This window comes from Halorussus caseinilyticus, from assembly GCF_029338395.1.
In the GTDB taxonomy this organism is placed as follows: Archaea; Halobacteriota; Halobacteria; order Halobacteriales; family Haladaptataceae; genus Halorussus; species Halorussus caseinilyticus.
In genome coordinates this window covers 289,518-308,074 of sequence record NZ_CP119809.1, presented here as the reverse complement: position 1 = coordinate 308,074, position 18,557 = coordinate 289,518, and the positions used below count along the sequence as shown (strand labels likewise).

At 65.0% G+C, this 18,557-nt stretch carries 18 protein-coding genes; 10 read left to right on the top strand and 8 right to left on the bottom strand.

The window, feature by feature from the left end:
* The first annotated feature begins 29 nt into the window (after positions 1-29).
* The 5 genes from P2T60_RS01640 to P2T60_RS01620 are packed head-to-tail and all read left to right on the top strand — an operon-like array spanning position 30 to position 4,202.
* Positions 30-842 (top strand): hypothetical protein, encoded by an 813-nt coding sequence (locus tag P2T60_RS01640; RefSeq protein WP_276280816.1) that lies wholly within the window; start codon positions 30-32, stop codon positions 840-842.
* Entirely contained in the window at positions 832-1,389 is a 558-nt protein-coding gene (locus P2T60_RS01635; protein WP_276280815.1) for a hypothetical protein, read from the top strand. The genes P2T60_RS01640 and P2T60_RS01635 overlap by 11 nt, the downstream gene beginning before the upstream one ends.
* An 11-nt stretch (positions 1,390-1,400) precedes the next feature.
* Positions 1,401-2,336, top strand: a complete 936-nt coding sequence (locus tag P2T60_RS01630) for a hypothetical protein (protein ID WP_276280814.1) — start codon at positions 1,401-1,403, stop codon at positions 2,334-2,336.
* A complete protein-coding gene (locus tag P2T60_RS01625; RefSeq protein WP_276280813.1) occupies positions 2,330-3,262 on the top strand; it encodes a hypothetical protein in 933 nt (310 codons plus the stop codon). The genes P2T60_RS01630 and P2T60_RS01625 overlap by 7 nt, the downstream gene beginning before the upstream one ends.
* A 1-nt stretch (position 3,263) precedes the next feature.
* Entirely contained in the window at positions 3,264-4,202 is a 939-nt protein-coding gene (locus P2T60_RS01620; RefSeq protein ID WP_276280812.1) for a metallophosphoesterase family protein, read from the top strand.
* Positions 4,203-4,232: 30 nt separating this feature from the next.
* Here the strand turns inward: P2T60_RS01620 and P2T60_RS01615 are convergent, their stop codons facing one another.
* The gene (locus tag P2T60_RS01615) at positions 4,233-5,303 is read right to left on the bottom strand and encodes a TrmB family transcriptional regulator (protein ID WP_276280811.1); all 1,071 of its coding nucleotides are present in this window, start codon (positions 5,301-5,303) and stop codon (positions 4,233-4,235) included.
* A 130-nt stretch (positions 5,304-5,433) separates the two neighbouring features.
* Positions 5,434-6,225, bottom strand: a complete 792-nt coding sequence (locus tag P2T60_RS01610) for a helix-turn-helix transcriptional regulator (RefSeq protein ID WP_276280810.1) — start codon at positions 6,223-6,225, stop codon at positions 5,434-5,436.
* Between the two features lie 189 nt (positions 6,226-6,414).
* Between P2T60_RS01610 and P2T60_RS01605 the strand changes: the two genes are divergently transcribed.
* Entirely contained in the window at positions 6,415-6,918 is a 504-nt protein-coding gene (locus P2T60_RS01605) for a hypothetical protein (protein ID WP_276280809.1), read from the top strand.
* A 68-nt stretch (positions 6,919-6,986) separates the two neighbouring features.
* On the opposite strand, the gene P2T60_RS01600 is transcribed toward P2T60_RS01605, so the two are convergent.
* A complete protein-coding gene (locus P2T60_RS01600; RefSeq protein ID WP_276280808.1) occupies positions 6,987-7,643 on the bottom strand; it encodes a hypothetical protein in 657 nt (218 codons plus the stop codon).
* A gap of 136 nt (positions 7,644-7,779) precedes the next feature.
* Here P2T60_RS01600 and P2T60_RS01595 point away from each other — a divergent pair, with 136 nt between their 5' ends.
* From P2T60_RS01595 to P2T60_RS01585, 3 genes are all read left to right on the top strand, one after another.
* Complete coding sequence (locus P2T60_RS01595; RefSeq protein WP_276280807.1) at positions 7,780-8,409, top strand: helix-turn-helix transcriptional regulator; 630 nt, start codon at positions 7,780-7,782, stop codon at positions 8,407-8,409.
* A 193-nt stretch (positions 8,410-8,602) separates the two neighbouring features.
* Positions 8,603-9,196 (top strand): hypothetical protein, encoded by a 594-nt coding sequence (locus tag P2T60_RS01590; protein WP_276280806.1) that lies wholly within the window; start codon positions 8,603-8,605, stop codon positions 9,194-9,196.
* Between the two features lie 420 nt (positions 9,197-9,616).
* Complete coding sequence (locus P2T60_RS01585; RefSeq protein WP_276280805.1) at positions 9,617-10,588, top strand: lamin tail domain-containing protein; 972 nt, start codon at positions 9,617-9,619, stop codon at positions 10,586-10,588.
* Between the two features lie 6 nt (positions 10,589-10,594).
* Here P2T60_RS01585 and P2T60_RS01580 read toward each other — a convergent pair whose 3' ends face one another.
* The 5 genes from P2T60_RS01580 to P2T60_RS01560 form a co-directional block, all read right to left on the bottom strand.
* Complete coding sequence (locus P2T60_RS01580) at positions 10,595-10,789, bottom strand: DUF7535 family protein (RefSeq protein WP_276280804.1); 195 nt, start codon at positions 10,787-10,789, stop codon at positions 10,595-10,597.
* Positions 10,790-10,840: 51 nt separating this feature from the next.
* A complete protein-coding gene (locus tag P2T60_RS01575) occupies positions 10,841-13,894 on the bottom strand; it encodes an outer membrane protein assembly factor BamB family protein (protein ID WP_276280803.1) in 3,054 nt (1,017 codons plus the stop codon).
* A 111-nt stretch (positions 13,895-14,005) separates the two neighbouring features.
* A complete protein-coding gene (locus P2T60_RS01570; protein ID WP_276280802.1) occupies positions 14,006-14,182 on the bottom strand; it encodes a DUF7535 family protein in 177 nt (58 codons plus the stop codon).
* 33 nt (positions 14,183-14,215) lie between these two features.
* The gene (locus tag P2T60_RS01565; protein ID WP_276280801.1) at positions 14,216-14,794 is read right to left on the bottom strand and encodes a DUF8054 family protein; all 579 of its coding nucleotides are present in this window, start codon (positions 14,792-14,794) and stop codon (positions 14,216-14,218) included.
* Complete coding sequence (locus P2T60_RS01560; protein WP_276280800.1) at positions 14,791-15,564, bottom strand: nucleotide-binding protein; 774 nt, start codon at positions 15,562-15,564, stop codon at positions 14,791-14,793. The genes P2T60_RS01565 and P2T60_RS01560 overlap by 4 nt, the downstream gene beginning before the upstream one ends.
* 291 nt (positions 15,565-15,855) lie before the next feature.
* On the opposite strand from P2T60_RS01560, the gene P2T60_RS01555 reads away from it, so the two are divergent.
* Positions 15,856-18,363, top strand: coding sequence for an efflux RND transporter permease subunit (locus P2T60_RS01555; protein WP_276280799.1), 2,508 nt, complete (start codon positions 15,856-15,858; stop codon positions 18,361-18,363).
* The last annotated feature ends 194 nt before the right edge of the window (positions 18,364-18,557 follow it).

Genomic DNA, 18,557 nt, shown 5'->3' with positions numbered 1-18,557 from the left:
GTCTCGGGCCAGCAACGAGGTAATCCCCAATGTTCGACCGCTTCTTCGGAGACGACGACGACGATTCCGCCGACGACCCCGACGTGGAAGTCCGAACCAACGCTGGCGCGTGGGGAACCGACGTGAACGTCGGGTCAGGTGACCCCTCGGGCATACTGGACGGTGACTCGTGGTTCGACACCCACACGTTCGACGTGTCCTCCGAGAAGAGTTCGACCAAGACGCGACCGCAGACGGACCCGCAACCGAAGGTCTCGCCGCGAGACTCCCCTGTCGGAACCTACTCGCGCGGGACGTTCGCGTTCCCCGACTCGAAGCCGTTCATGCAGGCGCTCGAAACCCGTGGCAAGAACGGTGCCCACGAACGCGTCGAGACGGTGTACGTCCTGACGGGCCAGTCGCCGACGACGCCGACCGAACTGTTCGGTCTCGACAAACCCGAGTACTACAAGTCGGCGACCCGCAGTAGCGTCACCACGCTCGAAGGGAAGGTCGCGCGGCGCGTGGCCGCGTCGTACCCCGACGGCGAGACGCCAAACGTCATCGCCCGGTTCCACACCCATCCCGGCGGGACGACGACGCCGAGCGATGTGGACCGAAAGAGCGCAGAGAGCGTCAAGAGTTGCTACGAAGACGCGTTCGGCACCGACGACTTCGAGTTCTTCCACGGCATCCACGCCTACGTCGAACAGTCGGGCGTCCCGTCGGTCGAAGAGCGCCACGACCCGACCGCCCTCAATAGCGGTATCTCGTGGCGCGGCGACCAGTACCGGCACGAACTCGCGCTGTTCGGCCCGCGGTTCAGAAACTCGCGGGACGTGGTGATAGCCGATGGTTCGTGACGCCACCGACGGAGAACTCCAAGCCGTTTTCGAGACGCTCGACTCGGAGACGAAGACGGCACTGCGACGACTCGCGGAGAACGACCCGGCGCTGTTGCGCGAGACGCTCTCGGACCTCGGCTACCTCGGTGCCGACTCGGAATCGGTCGAGACCGCCGAGAACCGGGAGGCAATCGAGGTCACGCCCGCACAGGAACGACTCGGCGAACTCCTCACGTCGATGGGCAGTCCCCGAAGCACGACCCAGATTATCGACCTCATCGGCGAACAGCATCCGTCGTTCTTCGAGGAGTACCAGTCGGCCAAACACCGGCCGTGGATGTCGAACCAACTGAACGCGCTAGTGGACGCGGGCGAACTCGGGCGGTACCGCGACGGACGGACCGTCCTCTACACGCCGAGCATCGCCGACGCGATTCGCAACTGGGCGCTCAAGAACGACTTCTTCGTGGAGGACCTGACCGCCCGACACGTCGGACGAATCGCGTCCGACACCGAGATGCCCCGCTCGGCGGTTCGAGAGGGGTTACAGGAGTTGCAGGAGTAGCGAGCGGAACCGTGACCGACCTCCGTTTCAGCGTGACGCAGGACGAACTCTCGCAGGCCTCCCGCGGCGACCAGCGACTCCGCGACTTTCTCGCCGAACTCGCCGACCGGAGGATACCCGTCGAACTGTTCGTCACGGTCAACGCGATGTCCTACGTCGAACACGACGTGTCGAAGGCCGAGTCGTTCGGTCTCGACGTGCGGACCGTCCACCTCCCGCCGCTGGTTCGGGGCGCGGAAGACGACGGCGACGTGGAACTCAACACCCACCTCAAGGAGAGCCAGATGGTCTACGAACACGACGACGACGGAAACGTCGAGCGAGTCCGCAACCTCGCGCCGGAACTCACGACGGTCCACCCGCCGCGGTTTCCGGCGGCCGAGAGCGCCGACCTCGAAGCGCGGCGCGAGCGACTCGTCCGGACCCTCGCGGCGTCGAGAGACCACCGACGGGCCGAACGCCGGTACCGCGGCCCGGTCGCACTGGAGAACGTCTGCCCGCGTGGGCCGTTCGACTACCTCCTGACGACGCCCGAGGACGTGACGGCGTTGCGGGCGACGGCCGACCGCCTCGGGCGACGGGACGCCCTCGCGTTCACCTGCGACCTCGGGCACGCGCGCGACCCCTTCGAGTTGCTAGACGCCGTGGAGTCGCCCGCGAGCGTCCACCTCCACGGGACGCTCCCGGCGAGTGCGACCGACGAACTCGGGAGCGTGTGCGAGACGTTCGGCGTCGAGTCGTCGGACGCACTCGCGGTCGAGGAGTCGGTCGGCGAGTACCACCACCTGCCGCCGACCGTCGGCGCGCCGTCGCTCGGCCGCGTGGCCGACGCGCTCGACGCCCGCGACATCGACTGTCCGGTCGTGGTCGAACTTCGGTCGGCGTTCGAGACCGCCGAGGCGGTGGCCCGGATTTCGGACGCCGTTCGGGAGGGAGGCGCGTGTTAGACCCGCCGATTGCGGTGTCGCTCCCGCCCGACCGACTCTCGGTCGCCGCGCGAGTTCCCGGTGCGGTCGAACTCAAGTTCAGTTGGGACCACCGCGACCTGTTGGTCGGCGAATCCGACCTCGACGCCCGCCTCGACGCCAGCGGCGTCGAGGCTCACCGCATCGCCAGCGTCCACCTCCCGCCGGGCACCGAGACCCGCGGCGACGAGGTGGGGATGGCGCTCACGGCCGCGAACCGCGGGACGATTGTGGACTTCGTTCACGGGCAGTTGGACCGTCTCCGGGCGGCCACGCTGGTCGCGCATCCGCCGAAGAAGTCGGGGTACGACGACGCGATACCGCTGTTGTCGAACTTGCTCGAACTAACCAACCGGGAGATTTCGGTCGAGAACACCGCCGTCGAGTCGCCGTGGCACACCCCCGAAGACCTCGGGTTCGTCGCCTCGCTCGCGCGCCGGTACCGGCCGCTGTCGGACCTCCGACTCACGGTCGATAGCGCCCACCTCCCCCGCGAAGGGGCGGGCCGCCGTCTCGACCCGGAGAACGTCGAGGCGATTCGGACGCGACTCGGGCCGGGCGTCCCGCCCGCGGCCCGCGACTTCGAGTCCGAACTCGACGACCGGACGCCCGATGCGTGGCCGCCGACGGACGCCGACAGTCCGTACCTGCCGCTTCTGAAGTCGCTCCGGTTGGGCGGCCGAGCGGTCGGGAGCGTCCACCTGAACGACCCGACCACCGACGGCGTGCCGCGCTTCGACGCCCACCACGAGGACCCGGTTCTCGACCGGGCGCTGGCGACGGTTCCGGACCTCGGAGCGCAGGTCGTGGTCGAACCGAGCGCGGACCTGCTGGCCGACTCCGACGAGTTGCGGCGGCGCGTCACGGCGCTTCGGGACCGGATGGCCGACGCGAGGGGAAGTGAGTAGCGTGCGACTCCTCCTCCTCAACGACCTACATCTCGGACCGGGAGACGACCGACCGGCGTACGCCCGGCCCGCAATCGAGGAAGCGAAGTTCGACGCCGTCGTGACCGTCGGGGATGTCATCGACGAGAACCGCGACCACGCCAAGTCCGCGGCGGCGGGCGAACGCTACGAGCGCGTCGGCCGGGCGTTCTACGAGTTCCTCCACGACGAGTACGACCTCCCGATTCTGGTCGTGCCCGGCAACCACGACCCGCTGGACTGCGCCGAGCGCCTCACCGAGGGACTCGACCGGGCGGTCGTCCTCCACGAGCGAGCGGTGGACGCCGCGGAACTCGGGCTATCGGACCTCGACGGGTTCGCGTTCGCCGGGTGGGGGTGCGAGCAGTTCGACCAAGCGCCCGAGATTCGGTACACCGAGTTCTCCGCGACCAACCCCGTCGAAGACGCGACCACGGCGACCATCGACCACCTCGCGGCCGAGCGCGCGAACGAGGTCGAATCGGTCGCTGGCCGGTACCTCGACGGTGACGCCGACGGCGACGACGTGGCGGACGCACTCGGCGTCGCTGGCCGGGCGAAGGCGCGTCTGGTCGACCAGTTGGAGACACTCGAAGACCGCTACGAGACGCTGTACTCGCTTGCGACCGCCGACGAACGAGTCCTGCTGTTCGCGCACGTCCCGCCGTTCGACGTGGCGTTCGACCACCACCACTCCGGGTCCGGTCTCTACGGACGGGTCCGGAGCGGGTCGCTCGCGCTCAAGCACGCGATTCGCCGCGCCAGCCCCCACGCGGCGTTCGGCGGCCACACCCACCAGTACGGCATCGACACCGTGGCGACCGACAGTGGCGACCGGTACGTCGTCAACGCGGGTGCGCCCGGCGTCGCAGTCGTGGAAGTCGAGACCGACCCCGGCGTGCTGAACGTCCGGACGGCGTGAGCGGCGAGTCGGGTGACAGAGGGGGCGTCGTCACTCGATGCCCGTCACGACGACGCGGGTCGCCTCGATGTCCTCGATGAGAGCGTCGAACCCGCCGACGGTGTACGTCTCGTCGCCGGTGTCGAGGGTGAGGCGAGCGTCGGTGAACATCTGGAGGGGCGTGGCCGTCTCGCCCGCCTCGAACCCCGGATAGTCGATGTTCAGGACCGTCCCGGCGACCTCACACCGGCGGCCGCTATCGACCCACGTCCCCTCGATTTCGGCGGTGAGCGTCCGACCCTCGCGGACGAGCGGTTCGACGACGTGCAGGCAGTCCCGAAGCGCGCCGAACCGGAGCGGCGGGTCGTAGGGCGTGGCGATGTAGTGTTCCTCGGCGGCGTCCCGGAGGTTCATCATGAAGTTCCACACCATGTTCTCGTGGGCGCTGTCGTCGATGTAGATGCCGTACTCGTCGTCGGTCGCGGGGTACCACGAGTAACAGGCCCGCTCGCGGTCGATGAGCGCGCCGAAGGGGTCGGACCGAAGCGGACGCCGGAGGACGCGGGCGTGAGTACAGAGTTCCGAGAAGTCGTACTCGGCCAGCGACTCGCGGTCTTCCACGTCGTACAGCGATACGTCCACGAAGACGTTCCGGTCGTGGGCGGCGACGAGCGTCGGCCACAACGCCTCGAGGTGGTCGGTCTTACAGACGAGTTGGGCGTGGTCCACGGCGTGGTCGAGTTCCTCGCGGGCCTTCTCGAAGACCGTCTGGCCCCGCTGGACCAGACTGATGGTGTGTTCTTTGACCGCGGGTTGTTGCCACCGGTCGGTAATCTCCTCGACGGCCGCTTCGAGTTCGGCCGCGCGCTCTCTCACCACGTCGAGAGCGTCGTCGGGATTGAGCGCCTGCACGTAGAGTTTGTCCTGTTCGTAGGTCGTGACGAACCCCTCCTCTTCGAGGTCCCGCAGGATGTCGTAGACGCGCGGTTGGGGGACGGAACTGAGGTTGGCGACTTCTTGGGCGGCGAGGGTTCCCCGCTCCAACACGGTGACGTACGCGGTCGCTTGATACGGGGAGAGACCGTATCGCTCCAGAATGTCCACGAGTTCGGTCGAGTCCATACCGGTTTCTTGTTCTGCCCCCTCAATAACTTCCACGTATACTCTCGTTCAAGTATTCGGATTTCCGTCGGGGGTATCTTCTCGGCGTGTGCGCTTCCAATCGTCGTACTCGGGAGATGGGTCTTCGTGGCTAGCGGGGAGTGGAGTCCACCTCGGCGCGAGAAACCCGTCTCGCGTCCCGCTGAATCCGGTTGTACTGCTCGATACCCCACGCTAGAGCATCGTCGGTGTCGTTTTTCACGATGCCGCGGATGCCTTGTTCGGTGTAGACGATGATTCCGACGTGGTCGTCATCGGCAATCCACAGCGAGAAGGTCACTGGGACATCGCCAACGTAGCAAGTAATGTTCTCGTCGGCGAGCATCTCGTCTATTCGTTCGGGGTAGAATCGTTGGAGGTGGTCGAACACGTTGGCCGAGAAGATGAGGTCGAGTCGGGATTCTCCTCCCGTCGTCGCCGATTGATAGACCGATTCGTAGTGTCCGGCCATCACCGTCGGAGTGAAACATCGGATTCGAGTCGCTGACTTGAGCGACTCGAAGAACACTTCCATCACCGCGTCGGGGATGGCCGCCGTCGAAACGTTGGTTTCTGCACCGACGAGGAGTCGGTTTCCGACGGGTGTGTCGTTGGGGAGGTCCTCGATGACGGGAGGCGTCGAGAGGAGGCTTTCGAGGTCGTCTTCGTATTCGGTGTGGAGGTCGAGGGCACAGCGACCAAATGTGGTGAGTTGCCATGTACCATTGTGGTATTCGACGAGACCGTTCTCGTCGAGTTCGCGGACAATATCGTCCAAGGTCGAGCGTGGAGTGTCGAGCGTGTCTACGAGGTCTCGTTTCGACCGAGGGGTGTCGCTGAGCGTTTGGAGGTAATCGTACCGACGGTTGACGAGAGAGACGAGGTCGGTTGGGTCGGGAACCATCGTTCTATCTAATTCCCGCTAATGTTTTAATTCTAACTAGTATGCGAGTGGTTGAATCGCCCGAATCGCACCAGTGCGAAGTTCCGGCAGGGGGTGGCTACTTCTCGTAGCCGAACGTAATTATTGTAATCGTCCCAACCGTTTGAGTAATCGTTTTACCCCGATAATCTCCGAGTGCGGAGTCACAAAATGACCGAAGACCCCACCGGAAGCAACTCCGGAACGAACTCGACTCGTCGTAGCGTCCTCAAGACAGCGGCTGGCATCGGTGCATTCGCTGGCGGACTCGGTAGCATCTCCACGCTCGCCACCGCCGACTCGCCGTCGACCGACTCGATGGACATCACGTACGACCCGGACTACATCGAGACCGGCGAGTCGTCCGGCCCGTCGATTCAGGCACTCAGTTTCAGCGGAACGGTCACCCCCGGAACGTACAATCTCCACGGGTCGTTCGTCTGGAACGAGGGCAAGCAAGTCACCGTCAACGTCGACTGGGGCCCCGACTACGAGAACCTTCTCGTCGGCGTGTTCGACCGAAACAAGGGCGAAGGCGCTGCCGTCGAAGTCACCGGCGGTGCCGCGACGGTCAACGTCGACGTACCGTGGTACAGCGACGACTGGGCCGCGTTCATCGCCGCACCCGACGCCAACACGGAAGCGGTTGACTACAGCGGCAACGTCGAAGAGTAGCCCGTTCGACCCGACCCTTTTTACGTTTTATCGCGGACCCCGCCGCCACCGAGTGTATCACCAACCAGTTACTCGACCGAGGACCGACGAACCGCCGTCCAGTCGGTGACATCGACGACGGTTTCGTTCGTCAGGTCGACGCGAATCGCGTACTGGAGTTCCGACGAGTCGCGTCGTCGGACTTCGACCACGGCCTCGTCGGGAGCGTACCGCGTGGTTCGTTGGACGACGACGGTTCCCGCTCGGTCGTCGGTCTCGGCGGGTTCGACCGCGTAGACGCTCGTTCCGGTCGTGTTCGTGCGGTCGGTCCCGGCGGCAATCGTCTCGGCGCTCACGTTGAGCGTGTATACGGGCGTGACGGTGAGTCGGTATCCGTCGAGGGCCTGAAGCCGGGTGTCCACGGTTGCGTTCCGTCGGACGATTGCTTTTGCACGTCGTCGTTCGGTGCTCGTGAATGGGGTGGCCGTCTTATTGACTAAGAAGCGACCGGAGTCCACCTCCGTTATTTTGATTTCGGTCGCGTGCGAGGTGTTGTCGATTACGGTCCGGTTTCGGTCGCCCTGTGAGAACGTGATGTTCCGTTCGGACACGACGAATTCGGTGCGGGGACCAGTCTCGGTAATCGGGTCCGCCACTCCGAACGTCGTTCCGACACCAGCCAATCCGACGCCGACGACGGCGAGGACCAACAGGACGACGAGGCGGGAACGGACATCGGCGGTCATCGGTTGTACTGTTGGTTGAAACGCCGGATGAATGCTGGGGTGAAACGGGTTGGAAACCACTTCGGAACGCCTTTCGCCGCCGAATTACGACAGTGGAACAACAAGAATTAGGGCGGCTTACCAGAGACACTGGGCTATGAACGTTCGTGCCCTCCAGCACAACCAACTTCTCACTGCAGTCGTATTCGTCGCTTCAACAGTAGTTCTCGCGGTGCAACTGATTACACCGTCGCCAGTCATGGTGTCGATGGCTGGAAACGGGACGGAGGCAACCAAGTTAGGGGAGTATTTCACCTACAGCGACATCGCCGTAATCGTGGTATCGACGTGTATTCTCAGCGTCAGCGGAACCCTGCTCGTTCTCGGCGACCGGAACCGAACGCCGAACGACCGTTCGCAACGCCAGCGGACGAACGCGTCCCCCGAAACTGACGCTCGACCGACGAACGACCACGTAAGTCGACCACCGACAGAATCGAGCGACTCCGAGGAGACCCCCACCGCGAAGGCCCACGGCGAGGAGGGTCTCCAGCAGAAAGCGAAGAACAAGCCGGTGAAGCGACTCAAGGACAGCGAGGAGACGGTTTACGATTTGGTTCTGGACTCGGGAGGGGAGATTGCTCAGCGTGAAATCGTGACGGAGACGGACCTCTCGAAGGCGACGGTGAGTCGGACGCTGGATACGTTGGAAAGTAAGAACCTCGTCGAGCGCAAGCGACACGGAATGGGAAATATCGTGGAGTTGCGGTCGGGGCCGGGACGGTAGGAGGGAGATAACCCCTCCGCTAGCGGCCTGTAATCGGTGAAAAGCCCCGCCAAAACCAGTTTCCAATCAAACACTTTAAGGCGTTTCATCGTAGGGGGAAACGAGAGCGATTCGGGACCGTCGTAGCGGCGACCCCGCGTACCAACCAACGCCGCACTTCCCGAGTCGCTCTCAGGAAACAGTGATAGAAACTATGAAATACAAACTTGGAGTACTCGCGCTGACTCTCACAGTCGTACTCGGCGCGAGTGGCGTCGTAGTCGCCCTGAACCCGGACGAGACGCCGGAAACCGAACTGCCCGAAAACCATACCATCGACGTTACCGACTCGAACGGAACCCTGAGTCCGCAAGCCGTCGAAAGCGTCGTTAAAGCGGCGTGGGCCAACGACGAAGTGCGACGCGCGTTCGACTCCGGACGAGCAATCCACTTCGACGTGTGGACCGGCAACCCCGACGAACGACTGGTGTACGTCTCCGTTGCCCCCGCCGACGCACCCCAAGAGACGCGCGTCGTCGCCCACGTCACCCCCGAACGCGGTGAAGTCGTGACGGTGAAAGAACCGGTCACCCTGAACGCCTCGACCGGACTTTCCGTCGGAGAGACGAGCGACGACGACGTGACGGTCAACACCGATGACGACCGACTCGTCCTCGAACACGACGCGAGTTCCGACGACAACGTCCGACTCGCGTTCGACGACGGAAACGAAACCATCGAACTGCGTTCGACCGCGAACCAGACGGTCGAAACCAGCGAGGGAACCACAATCACGCTATCCAACTAACCCCGCCGACCCTCGCCAAACAGCACAACCCGACCGGTGAACTCTCGGTGGCAAAAACGACGCAGGGAATCCAAACCGGTCGAGAACGAGAGCAACGGCGGTTTTGTCCCGCCAGCGGTCCGCCACACCGATACCCACGGGACGACTCGTCCCGCCGGGATGTGGCAGTTCGATGATTGAACTGCGAATCTGAAACTCCCATCGCCCGGATTCCACACCGTCTACGGCGTGGTGGTCCTCACTCGCAGTGAGTGTCGCGTGCGCCGCGCGAAAGGCGAACGCACCGCCTAAAGCAACAAAAATGTTTTTCTAAGATATATTTACCAAGCCAATAGCAATACAAAACAATCCATTGCCGACCGCAGACGCATATTTATTTCTTAGAAAAGAATAAAAAAATGAACGCGCTTCTAGCACCCTGTGCAACTCGACAAGCACGGTCTCACGGCGCTTCTCGTCGCACTGCTCGTCGTCAGCGTGGCGGCCCCCGCGAGCGGTGTCTCCGCGACCCGAGCGACCGCAGGTCCGACGGACCTGCGGTCCGGCGGTGCGGCGGGCGTACAGGCAACCGATTACTCCACCCAGTCAATCAGCGGCACCGAAGAGGTCACGGTCATCGACGTGACCGACGGCGATACCGTCACCGTCGAGTACGACAACGGAAGCACCGACGAGGTGCGACTGCTCGGCGTCGATACGCCGGAGGTGTACGGCAGTACCTCCCCGAGCGAGTTCGAGGGCGTGCCCGACACCGGCGACGGCGAGACCTGTCTCGGCTACGAGGGCGAAGTCGCCAGCGCGATGGCGAAAAACCGCCTGCTCGGCGAGCGCGTCACCCTCAAGTTCGACTCGGAGGCCGACCGGCGGGGCTACTACGGCCGACTGCTCGCGTACGTCTACATCGACGGCGAGAACTTCAACTACCAACTCATCGACCACGGCCACGCCCGCGTCTACGACAGCACCTTCAGCATGAGCGACGAGTTCTACGCGGCCGAGAGCGACGCTCAGAGCGCCGGTATCGGCGTGTGGGCCTGCGAGGACCCCGCCAGCGAACTCGGCGAAGTCACCATCGAGCGGTTCCACCCCGACCCGGTGGGCGACGACTACGCCAACATGAACGAGGAGTTCGTCGTCCTCCAGAACCGCCGGAGCGCGAGCGCGGACCTCGGTGGGTGGGAGATGGAAGACGAGTACGGCAACCAGTACGACTTCCCCGGTAGCTTCAGTCTCGACTCGGGCCAGACGGTGACGCTCCACACCGGCACCGGAAGCGACACCGCCAGCCACCTCTACTGGGGCCGAACCGACTACGCGGTGTGGAACAACGACGGCGACACGGGCTATCTCTACACCGACGGCGGCGAGTACGTCAACTCGAAGTCGTACTGACGACCCCTACGCCGCGTTCTCCCCCGAGTACCCTTCTTCGCGCTCGTCGCTCCCGCCGAGTTCCGACACCACCCACAGCACCGCGACGAACGGCAACACCGGCAGGAGTATCACTGCGACTCCCGCGGCCACGACGTACCCCACTGCCCCCATCTGTCCGTTGGCGGTCTGACCCTCCATTCTGGACACTTGGCCGGTCATGGCGGAACGAATACGACTCCGACGGTCAAAGGCGTTCTGCCCGCGAGCGCGCTACGTGCGGCGACTCGCGGCCGCGAACGTGATTGCGAGTGCGACCAGCGCGACGACCGGGCCGAATCCGGGGACCGACCCCGACCCGTCGTCGGTCGTGGCCCGCGTCGTCGCAGTCGCGTCGCCGGACGAGACCGTCGTGGTCGCCCGCGTCGTCCGAGTCGTCGTCGGTTCGGTGGTCGAAGTCCCGGCGACTTCGGTCACGCCGACGCCGAACAGCGAGACCCCATCCGACTTCGCGCGGAAGGCGTAGGCCCCCTCGCGCTCGCCGACGAACTCGGTTTCGAGCGCCTGCCACTCGCCGTCGCGGTAGCGGTACGCCGTGACTTCCTCGGGCGAGACGCCGCCGGTCGGGACTCGGAACCGGACTTTCGACCGGGTGAACTGGTCGCTCTCGACGTTCGTCGGTTCGACCCGCAGGACTCCGAGCGTCTCGTCGGCGGGGAGTGGGGCCACGCCCGAGTCGTCTACGCTCGTCGCTTCGATAGAGAACCGAGGCCCTGCGTCGTCGGTTCCGGGCGTGACGCTCACCTTCTGGAAGGCCACGCGCTCGTTCCCGAGACCCGACAGCGACACGTCGGCGGCGGCGTCTGCGCGGACGCCGGTGACTTCGGCACGGAGGGAATCGTCGGTCTGCTCGACGACTTCGACCAGCACCGGCGGCGGCGGGACGCTCCCGCCGCCGCCTCCGCCACCGCCGCCGCTGTTTCCGCCCGACCCGTCGCCGCCGGTCGCAACCGTGTAGAGCGACCACGCCGTGTTCCCCACGCCGTCAGTCGAAGTGACTTTCACCGTGTGGAGACCGTGACTGACGTTCTTCCGGTAGACCACGCTGTCGCCGACGACCGAGTAGTTCGTGACGTTCTGGTTGTCTACGGTGACGTTCACGTCCGAGGGCACGACGCCGGACCGAACGTCGGTGACGTTGACGAAGACGACCGGTTTGTCGGTGTAGTTCACGGACCGCGATTCGATGGTGAGGTTCGGACCCATCGCGTCCACGCGGACCGTCTCGTTCGTCGCCGGTCCTCGGTTGTCAACCGCGTCGATGCCGCGGACCGAGACGGTGTGGTTTCCACTCGTGTTGAAATCGAACTCACCGCTCGTCTGTATCGTGGGGTAGGACCACGCTTGGCCGTCGGCGCGGAACTCGTAGGAGTCGAGTCCGCTCTCGCCGTCGGTGACGTTGCTCCACGAGACCGTCACGTCGCCGTCGGTCCACCCCTCCGGGACCGAGACGTTCGGCGCGGACGGCGGAATCGTGTCGGCGTGCGTCGTCGCGTTGGTCGCCGGGCCGACGTTACCGCCGGTATCGACCGCCCGGACCGAAATCTCGTGAGTCCCGTTGGTGAGGTTGATGGTCTCCGCGTCGTTTCCGACCGACTGCCACGGACCGTCGTCAACCTGCATCTCGTAGTGGTCGATGATGCCGTTGTCGGTCACGCCAGACCACGACACGGGAGCGGTGTCGTTGACCCACTCGGGGACGGACACCGCGTCGGGTGCGGTCGGCGGCGTCTCGTCGCGGACCGTCACGTCGGTCGAAGCGAGCGACCCGACTGCCAGCGAGTGATTTCCGGACGACGAGAACGACGTGGAGAGCGGCGAGGTCGTCACCGAGTGTGCGCTAGCCCAAACGAGTTTCTCGGAGGACAGCGTTCCGTCCCGGTGGAGTTCGACCGAGAGGTTCCCACCGGCCTCGCCCGTGTTCCGGACAGTCGCGTTCACGACTATCGTCTCGCCGACGGTGACGTTCGTGTCCGAGACGGTGTAGTTGACGAGGGTGAGGTTCGGCGTGCCGACGACGTTGCCCGTGAGTTTGACGAGCGAATCGTCGTTGTGCCCGAGTCCGGCGTAGACGGCCCCGTCGCCGACCGACGGCGGGTCGTACATGTAGGGGCGGTCACTGCCGACGCTGAGGTTGCGGAACCAGCGGACGTTCCCGGCGGTGTCTACCGCCAACGGACCGCGGTTAGTTCCGACGACCACGGTGTCGCCTCCGGCGACGGCGGCGGTCGAGAGGTCCCGCGTCGTCCACGTCGTCCTGAGGTGGCTCCCGTCGCTGGCGCGAAGTCGAACGATACCCTCTGTGGTCGTCGGGCCGGAAATCGGGAAGACCGCCGTCCCGTCCACTACGACCGGCGAGCCGAGTGCGTCGAGACTCGCGGTGTAGTTCCACTCGACGGTGCCACTGTTCCCGGCCACGTCCACGGCGTACACACTTCCTTCGGACGCAGACTGGTTGTTCGAGCTGACGTATATCCTGTCACCGACGACGGAGGGTGCCGTGAGCGCACCGCCGGGGAGACGTTCGCTCCAGTCGAGCGTACCGTTCTCGGCGTCTATCGCCCGGAGATAGCCGTCTTTGTACCCAGCGTAGACGGTCCCGTCCGCGAACGCGAGTGCGGTTTCGAGGTTCGCCGACTCCTGATACGTCCATCGTTCGGTCCCCGTCTCGGCGTCGAAGGCATACGTCGTACTGGAACTGTACGTGTCCGTCGTGCCGACGTAGACCGTCCCGTTCGCAACGGTGGGTGCGACGGCCGTGTCGTAAGCGAGGGTCGCGTCCCACTCCTTCTCGCCGGTGGTCGCGTTCACCGCGTAGAGGAGGTCGTCTTGGCCGCCCTCCACGAAGTAGACCGTCCCGTCGTCAACCGCGATGTCGGCGACGGAGTAGTCGAGAACGAAGGTCCACCGGACGGTTCCGTCCGAGGCGCGTATCGCGTACACTTGATTCTCCTCGCTCCCGGCGAAGTACACCGTGTCGCCGACCACGGCGGGCGTGGAAGTCGCCCTGTCGTCTCCCTGAAACGCCCACGCTTCCGTGACGTTCTCGACGGGCGGCAAAGCGTTCTGACTGTATCCCGACCGCGTGGGACCGTGTCGGAACGTCGGCCAGTCGTCGTTCGAGACTGTCCCACCCGTGTTTCCGGTGTTCCCCGCAGTTGCAACGTCGGCGACTCCGACCGGCGCGCCGACCACAGAGAACCCGAGTAACACGACGGAGAGGGCGGCGAAAATCTTGCCCCCCGAATCGGTAAGCTCGAATACCATTTATCGGGAAAACAAACACTAAATTGATAATTCTTTCTCTTCAAAAGTAATCGGCCCACGGAGGGTCGTTCCGACCCGGAATAGTGTCGGAAATCCGCCAGTCTCGAAGCGTCAGTTCGAACCCGGTTCGCCGCGCCCGCCGGTCGCTCGCTGGAAGAGGTACAGCGCAATCAGGAACGGGAGTACGGGAAGCAACAGCACCGACGCGCCGGTTCCGACGATGTACCCGATGGTCCCAATCTCTCTATGTTGTGTCATCCCTTGCGTGCTGGATACTTGGTCTGCCATGACAGTAGGAAAACGAGACGGCCCACACATCAATTATTCTAATTCCCCGTCGAGTCCCCACCGGCTGGCGCGCTCTCTGGCCTCCTCGCGGGCACGGTCCCGAATCGCGTCGATTTTCTCCTCGTCGTCCAAGAACGCCTCCACCGCGTCCAGCGACCCCTCGTCGCCGTCGGCGGCGTCCTCGGTCCACTCGGGCGGTGCCGCCTCGCGGGTTCGCTCGGCGAGGGCCGGGTCGCCCGCGAGTCGGTCGGCGACCAGTCCGGGCGGGACCCGCAGGTCGGGTCGGTCGTACTCGGCGAACTCGTCGGCCGAGAGGTCCCGGAGTTCCACGTCGTAGGGTCCCGGCGCGGCGAGGTCCGCCAGCGCCGCCGGTCCGCCGCGGCCGGTTCCGGTGTGGTACGCGAACCGGGGCACGCCCTCTTCGAAGGCGACGACGCCCGCGCGGGCGTCGTCGCCGCCGAGCAAGAGCGACCCCTGCGGTTCGAAGACGGCGTACCCCGTCAGCGCGCGGTCAAGCGCGGTTTCGAGGGGGTCGGCCGGGTCCGACTCCACTCGGGAGCGAAGCAGAGTTCCGTCGGGCAGGGCCGGGTCGGTGGGTTCGGCGGGCGTCATGGCGAGTCGGGGACGACGGCGCTCCGGAAGCGGTCGGCCACCTCGCCAGACTCGCCCGCCCGAACGTCGAGGTTCGCCGCGGCCTCGCGGTACGCGCGGGCGGCGTCGCTGTCGGGGTCGTGGGCGAGCAAGGGTTCGCCCGCGCGCCGGGCGTCTCGGGCGGCGTCGGAGTCGGGCACCGTCGCCAGCGTCGGCCCGTCGAAGTAGCGTTCGGCCTTCTCGGTGACGCCCGCCGCGCCCGTCGGGTCGTGGACCTTGTTGAACAGGACGCCTGCGGTGTCGGTGCCGTAGGAGTGGGCGTACTCTTGGACCTTCAGGCCGTCGCTGAGCGCCGGAACCGTCGGTTGGAGGACGACGACCACGCGGTCGGCGAGGACGATGGGAAGGACGGCGCTCTTGGACCCGAGCGCCGCGGGCGAGTCCAACAGGAGAACGTCGGTGTCCGCGGCGAGTTCGGCGACCACCTCTCGGAGTCTGTCTGGGTCGGCGTCCTCAAACGCGGCGAGACTCGTTCCGCAGGGAACCACCGACATGCCGAACCGGTCGTACACCGCGTCGGCGACTTCGGCGTCGGCGTCCGCGACCAGCAGGTCGTGGAGGGTCGCGTCGGCGTCGGTCAGGCCGGTGTGGAACAGCAGGTTCGCCATTCCCGTGTCGGCGTCCACTATCGTCACGTCGTACTCGTCGGCCAGCGCCATGCCCAGCGCAACCGTCGTCGTGGTCTTGCCGGTTCCGCCTTTCCCGCTGGCTACCGCGAACGCCTCGACCATTACTCCGGAGTTGCGCCCGACGTGTTAAAAGTCTCACCGTCGGAGAACTACTGTTTGTTCCGTGCGAGCGCGTCGTGAATACGAGATAACATATAAATCTTTCCCACAGTTGCGTCGTTCACAACTACGCTTCCCCTTATATGGAGTAAGGGTTCGACGGTTCGAATAGAGCGAGATGAACCAACCAAAGCATCGCTTCGTCGATTCGATACGCGACGGCACAGTGCGGAAATCAGGCCCGCTCGCCGGGCCAGACGGCCCGATTACCGGCACTAACGGGGGCGCTTCGAGATGAGAGAACTGTTCTCGAAGATGGCTCAGTTCGTCACGGACCACAACCGCCTCGTCGTCGTCGTGATGCTCCTGCTGACGGCGGGCGTGGGCGCTGGCGTGACGAACCTTCAAGTCGGAAGCGCGGCCGACGCGAGTACCGGCGACACCGAAGTCGCACAGAAACAGAACTACATCCAGAACCACTACGGCGACCAGAACGACTCGGCGGGGACGCCAGCGGCCGTCTACGTCAGGGACGACGGCGGCAACGTCCTCTCGAAGGAGTCGTTGCTCGAATCGCTCCGGTACCAGCAGGCGGTCCGAGAGAACGAGACGGTCGCCGCGGCGCTCCCCGAGAAGGGCGGCGTCGTCGGTGTCTCGAACCTCGTCGCCAAGCAGTTGGCCGGAAGCCCGGACGCGACTCTCGACGAGCAACTCTCGGCGCTCGAATCGGCGAGCGACTCCGAGGTCGAGCAGTCCGTCAAGAAGGCGCTCTCGGGCGCGGCGGCGCGCCAACTGATGCCCAAGGACTACGAACCGGGCACCGCGAGCGCGACGAGTCGCCGGATGGTCTTCCAGTTCGAGACGGAGGCCGACGGCAGTAGTCTGGAGGGACGAACCGAGACCCACGCGCTGTACGACCGCGCGAAGGACACGACCGGGTACTTCACCCTCGGCGCACACGCCCAGTCTGACTCGCTCCGACAGACCCAACAGGACACGTTCGAGTTGGTCCTTCCGGCCGCGCTCGCGGCCATCCTCGCGGTTCTCGTGTTCTCCTACCGCGACATCGTCGACGTGGTGGTCGGACTCATCGGCGTCCTGCTGTCGGTCGTCTGGATGTTCGGCATCCTCGGCTGGCTACAGGTTCCGGCCGGGATGACGCTCGTCATCGGTCCGGTCCTCATCGTCGGACTCAGCGTTGACTACGGTCTCCACGTGTTCATGCGCTACCGCGAGGAACGCAAGGAGGGCGACGACATCCGCGGGCCGATGAACCGGGCGCTGTCGTCGGTGGCGGTCGCAATCGGTCTCGTCACTATCACTACCGGGGTCGGGTTCATGTCGAACGTCACGAGCGACTTCGGCGTCATCCGCGACCTCTCTATCGGCATCACTCTCGGCGTCATCTCGGCGTTCGTCATCTTCGTGACCATCGTTCCGGCCATGAAGGTGAGCATCGACGGCTTCCTCGAAGGGTTCGGCTTCGACCGACGCAAGCAACCCCTCGGGAAGACCCGACTGCTCGAACCGATTCTCGGAAGCGGTGCCGACCTCGCGCGGAAGGCCGCGCCGGTCGTCATCGTCGCCGCACTCGTGGCCGGTACCGCTGGCGGCGTCATGTGGAACGACTTGGACCGCCAGTCGATTCAGCGCGACGACGGCGACATCGCCGAGTGGAAACAGAATCTCCCCGAACCCCTCGCGTGGGACGTTACCGAGTTCAACCAACACAGCCAGTTCGTCAACGAACGCTACCGGTCGGCCGACCAGAGCGACCGGCGCAAGTCACAGGTCCTCGTGGAAGGCGACGTGACGGACCCGAAGACGCTCGAACGACTCGCCGACGGCCGCGAACGCGCCGCCGAGAGCGGCATCGTCTTCGAGCAGTCCGGGACGGTTCCGTTCGTCGGTCCCGTCTCGGTCATGGAGTCCGTGGCGGCCGAAGACGAGGAGTTCGCCAGCGTGTTCCGGGAGGCCGACACCGACGGTAACGGCGTGCCCGACCAGAACCTCGAACAGGTGTACACGGCGCTCTACGACGCGGCCCCCGAGAAGGCCGCGCAGGTCGTCGAGCGCACCGACGGCGAGTTCCGGTCGGTCCGACTCGTCGTCCCCATCGAACCGAGCGCGAGTTACGAGACCCAGACCGAACAGATGCGAGCCGTCGCCGATACCGTCGGAGACGACGAGACGCTCACCGCGACGGCAGTCGGACGCGCGACGGTGAGTGCGGCCGAGTCCGAGCAGACGGCCGAGAACATCCTGACCACGCTCATCGTCGCGCTCATCGCGGTGTTCGTCATGCTGATGCTCGTCTACCGACTCACGCAGGGAAGCGCCACGCTCGGCGCAGTCACGGTGATTCCCATCGTCCTCGTCACCGCGCTCGTGGTCGGTGGCATGTATCTCCTCGACGTTCCCCTGACGCTGTTCACGTCGCTGTTGATGAGCCTCGTCATCGGTCTCGGTATCGACTACAACATCCACATCACCGACCGATTCGCCGAGGAACTCGAACGCACCGGTGACTCCTACTTGGCGCTCCGCGAGGCCGTCACCGGCACCGGCGGCGCGCTCCTCGGTAGCACGCTCACTTCGACCGGCGCGTTCAGCGCGCTCCTGCTGGCGTCGTCCCCGGCGCTCCAGAGCTTCGGGAAACTCGTCGTCCTCGCGCTGACGCTCTCGTTCGTCGTGAGCATCTTCGTCCTGCCGAGTCTGCTGGTCGTCTGGACGCGCTACGTCCACACGATGCCCGAGGGCGACGCCCAGTCGGGGGCCACGCCCGCGGGTCATCAGGATTGAACACTCACCACATCAGGTAAGGTCCGAAGTTCCACCCTATCTACCACACTCTCGGTAAGGTCCGAAGTTCCACTCTCACCACATCTATCACGCTCGCAAGTACAGTCCACGTTCACCACATCAGGTAAGGTCCGAAGTTCCGCTTTCTCCCCGTTCGACCGCATCGGCCCTCCACCCGCCGTGTCGGTCGCTCT

What these genes read in the sequence shown, in the direction of transcription:
- P2T60_RS01640 (WP_276280816.1), top strand. Translation starts at nt 30, where the DNA reads ATGTTCGACCGCTTCTTCGGAGACGACGACGACGATTCCGCCGACGAC.
- P2T60_RS01635 (WP_276280815.1), top strand. Translation starts at nt 832, where the DNA reads ATGGTTCGTGACGCCACCGACGGAGAACTCCAAGCCGTTTTCGAGACG.
- P2T60_RS01615 (WP_276280811.1), bottom strand. Translation starts at nt 5,303, where the DNA reads ATGGACTCGACCGAACTCGTGGACATTCTGGAGCGATACGGTCTCTCC.
- P2T60_RS01610 (WP_276280810.1), bottom strand. Translation starts at nt 6,225, where the DNA reads ATGGTTCCCGACCCAACCGACCTCGTCTCTCTCGTCAACCGTCGGTAC.
- P2T60_RS01605 (WP_276280809.1), top strand. Translation starts at nt 6,415, where the DNA reads ATGACCGAAGACCCCACCGGAAGCAACTCCGGAACGAACTCGACTCGT.
- P2T60_RS01600 (WP_276280808.1), bottom strand. Translation starts at nt 7,643, where the DNA reads ATGACCGCCGATGTCCGTTCCCGCCTCGTCGTCCTGTTGGTCCTCGCC.
- P2T60_RS01595 (WP_276280807.1), top strand. Translation starts at nt 7,780, where the DNA reads ATGAACGTTCGTGCCCTCCAGCACAACCAACTTCTCACTGCAGTCGTA.
- P2T60_RS01590 (WP_276280806.1), top strand. Translation starts at nt 8,603, where the DNA reads ATGAAATACAAACTTGGAGTACTCGCGCTGACTCTCACAGTCGTACTC.
- P2T60_RS01580 (WP_276280804.1), bottom strand. Translation starts at nt 10,789, where the DNA reads ATGACCGGCCAAGTGTCCAGAATGGAGGGTCAGACCGCCAACGGACAG.
- P2T60_RS01575 (WP_276280803.1), bottom strand. Translation starts at nt 13,894, where the DNA reads ATGGTATTCGAGCTTACCGATTCGGGGGGCAAGATTTTCGCCGCCCTC.
- P2T60_RS01570 (WP_276280802.1), bottom strand. Translation starts at nt 14,182, where the DNA reads ATGGCAGACCAAGTATCCAGCACGCAAGGGATGACACAACATAGAGAG.
- P2T60_RS01565 (WP_276280801.1), bottom strand. Translation starts at nt 14,794, where the DNA reads ATGACGCCCGCCGAACCCACCGACCCGGCCCTGCCCGACGGAACTCTG.
- P2T60_RS01560 (WP_276280800.1), bottom strand. Translation starts at nt 15,564, where the DNA reads ATGGTCGAGGCGTTCGCGGTAGCCAGCGGGAAAGGCGGAACCGGCAAG.
- P2T60_RS01555 (WP_276280799.1), top strand. Translation starts at nt 15,856, where the DNA reads ATGAGAGAACTGTTCTCGAAGATGGCTCAGTTCGTCACGGACCACAAC.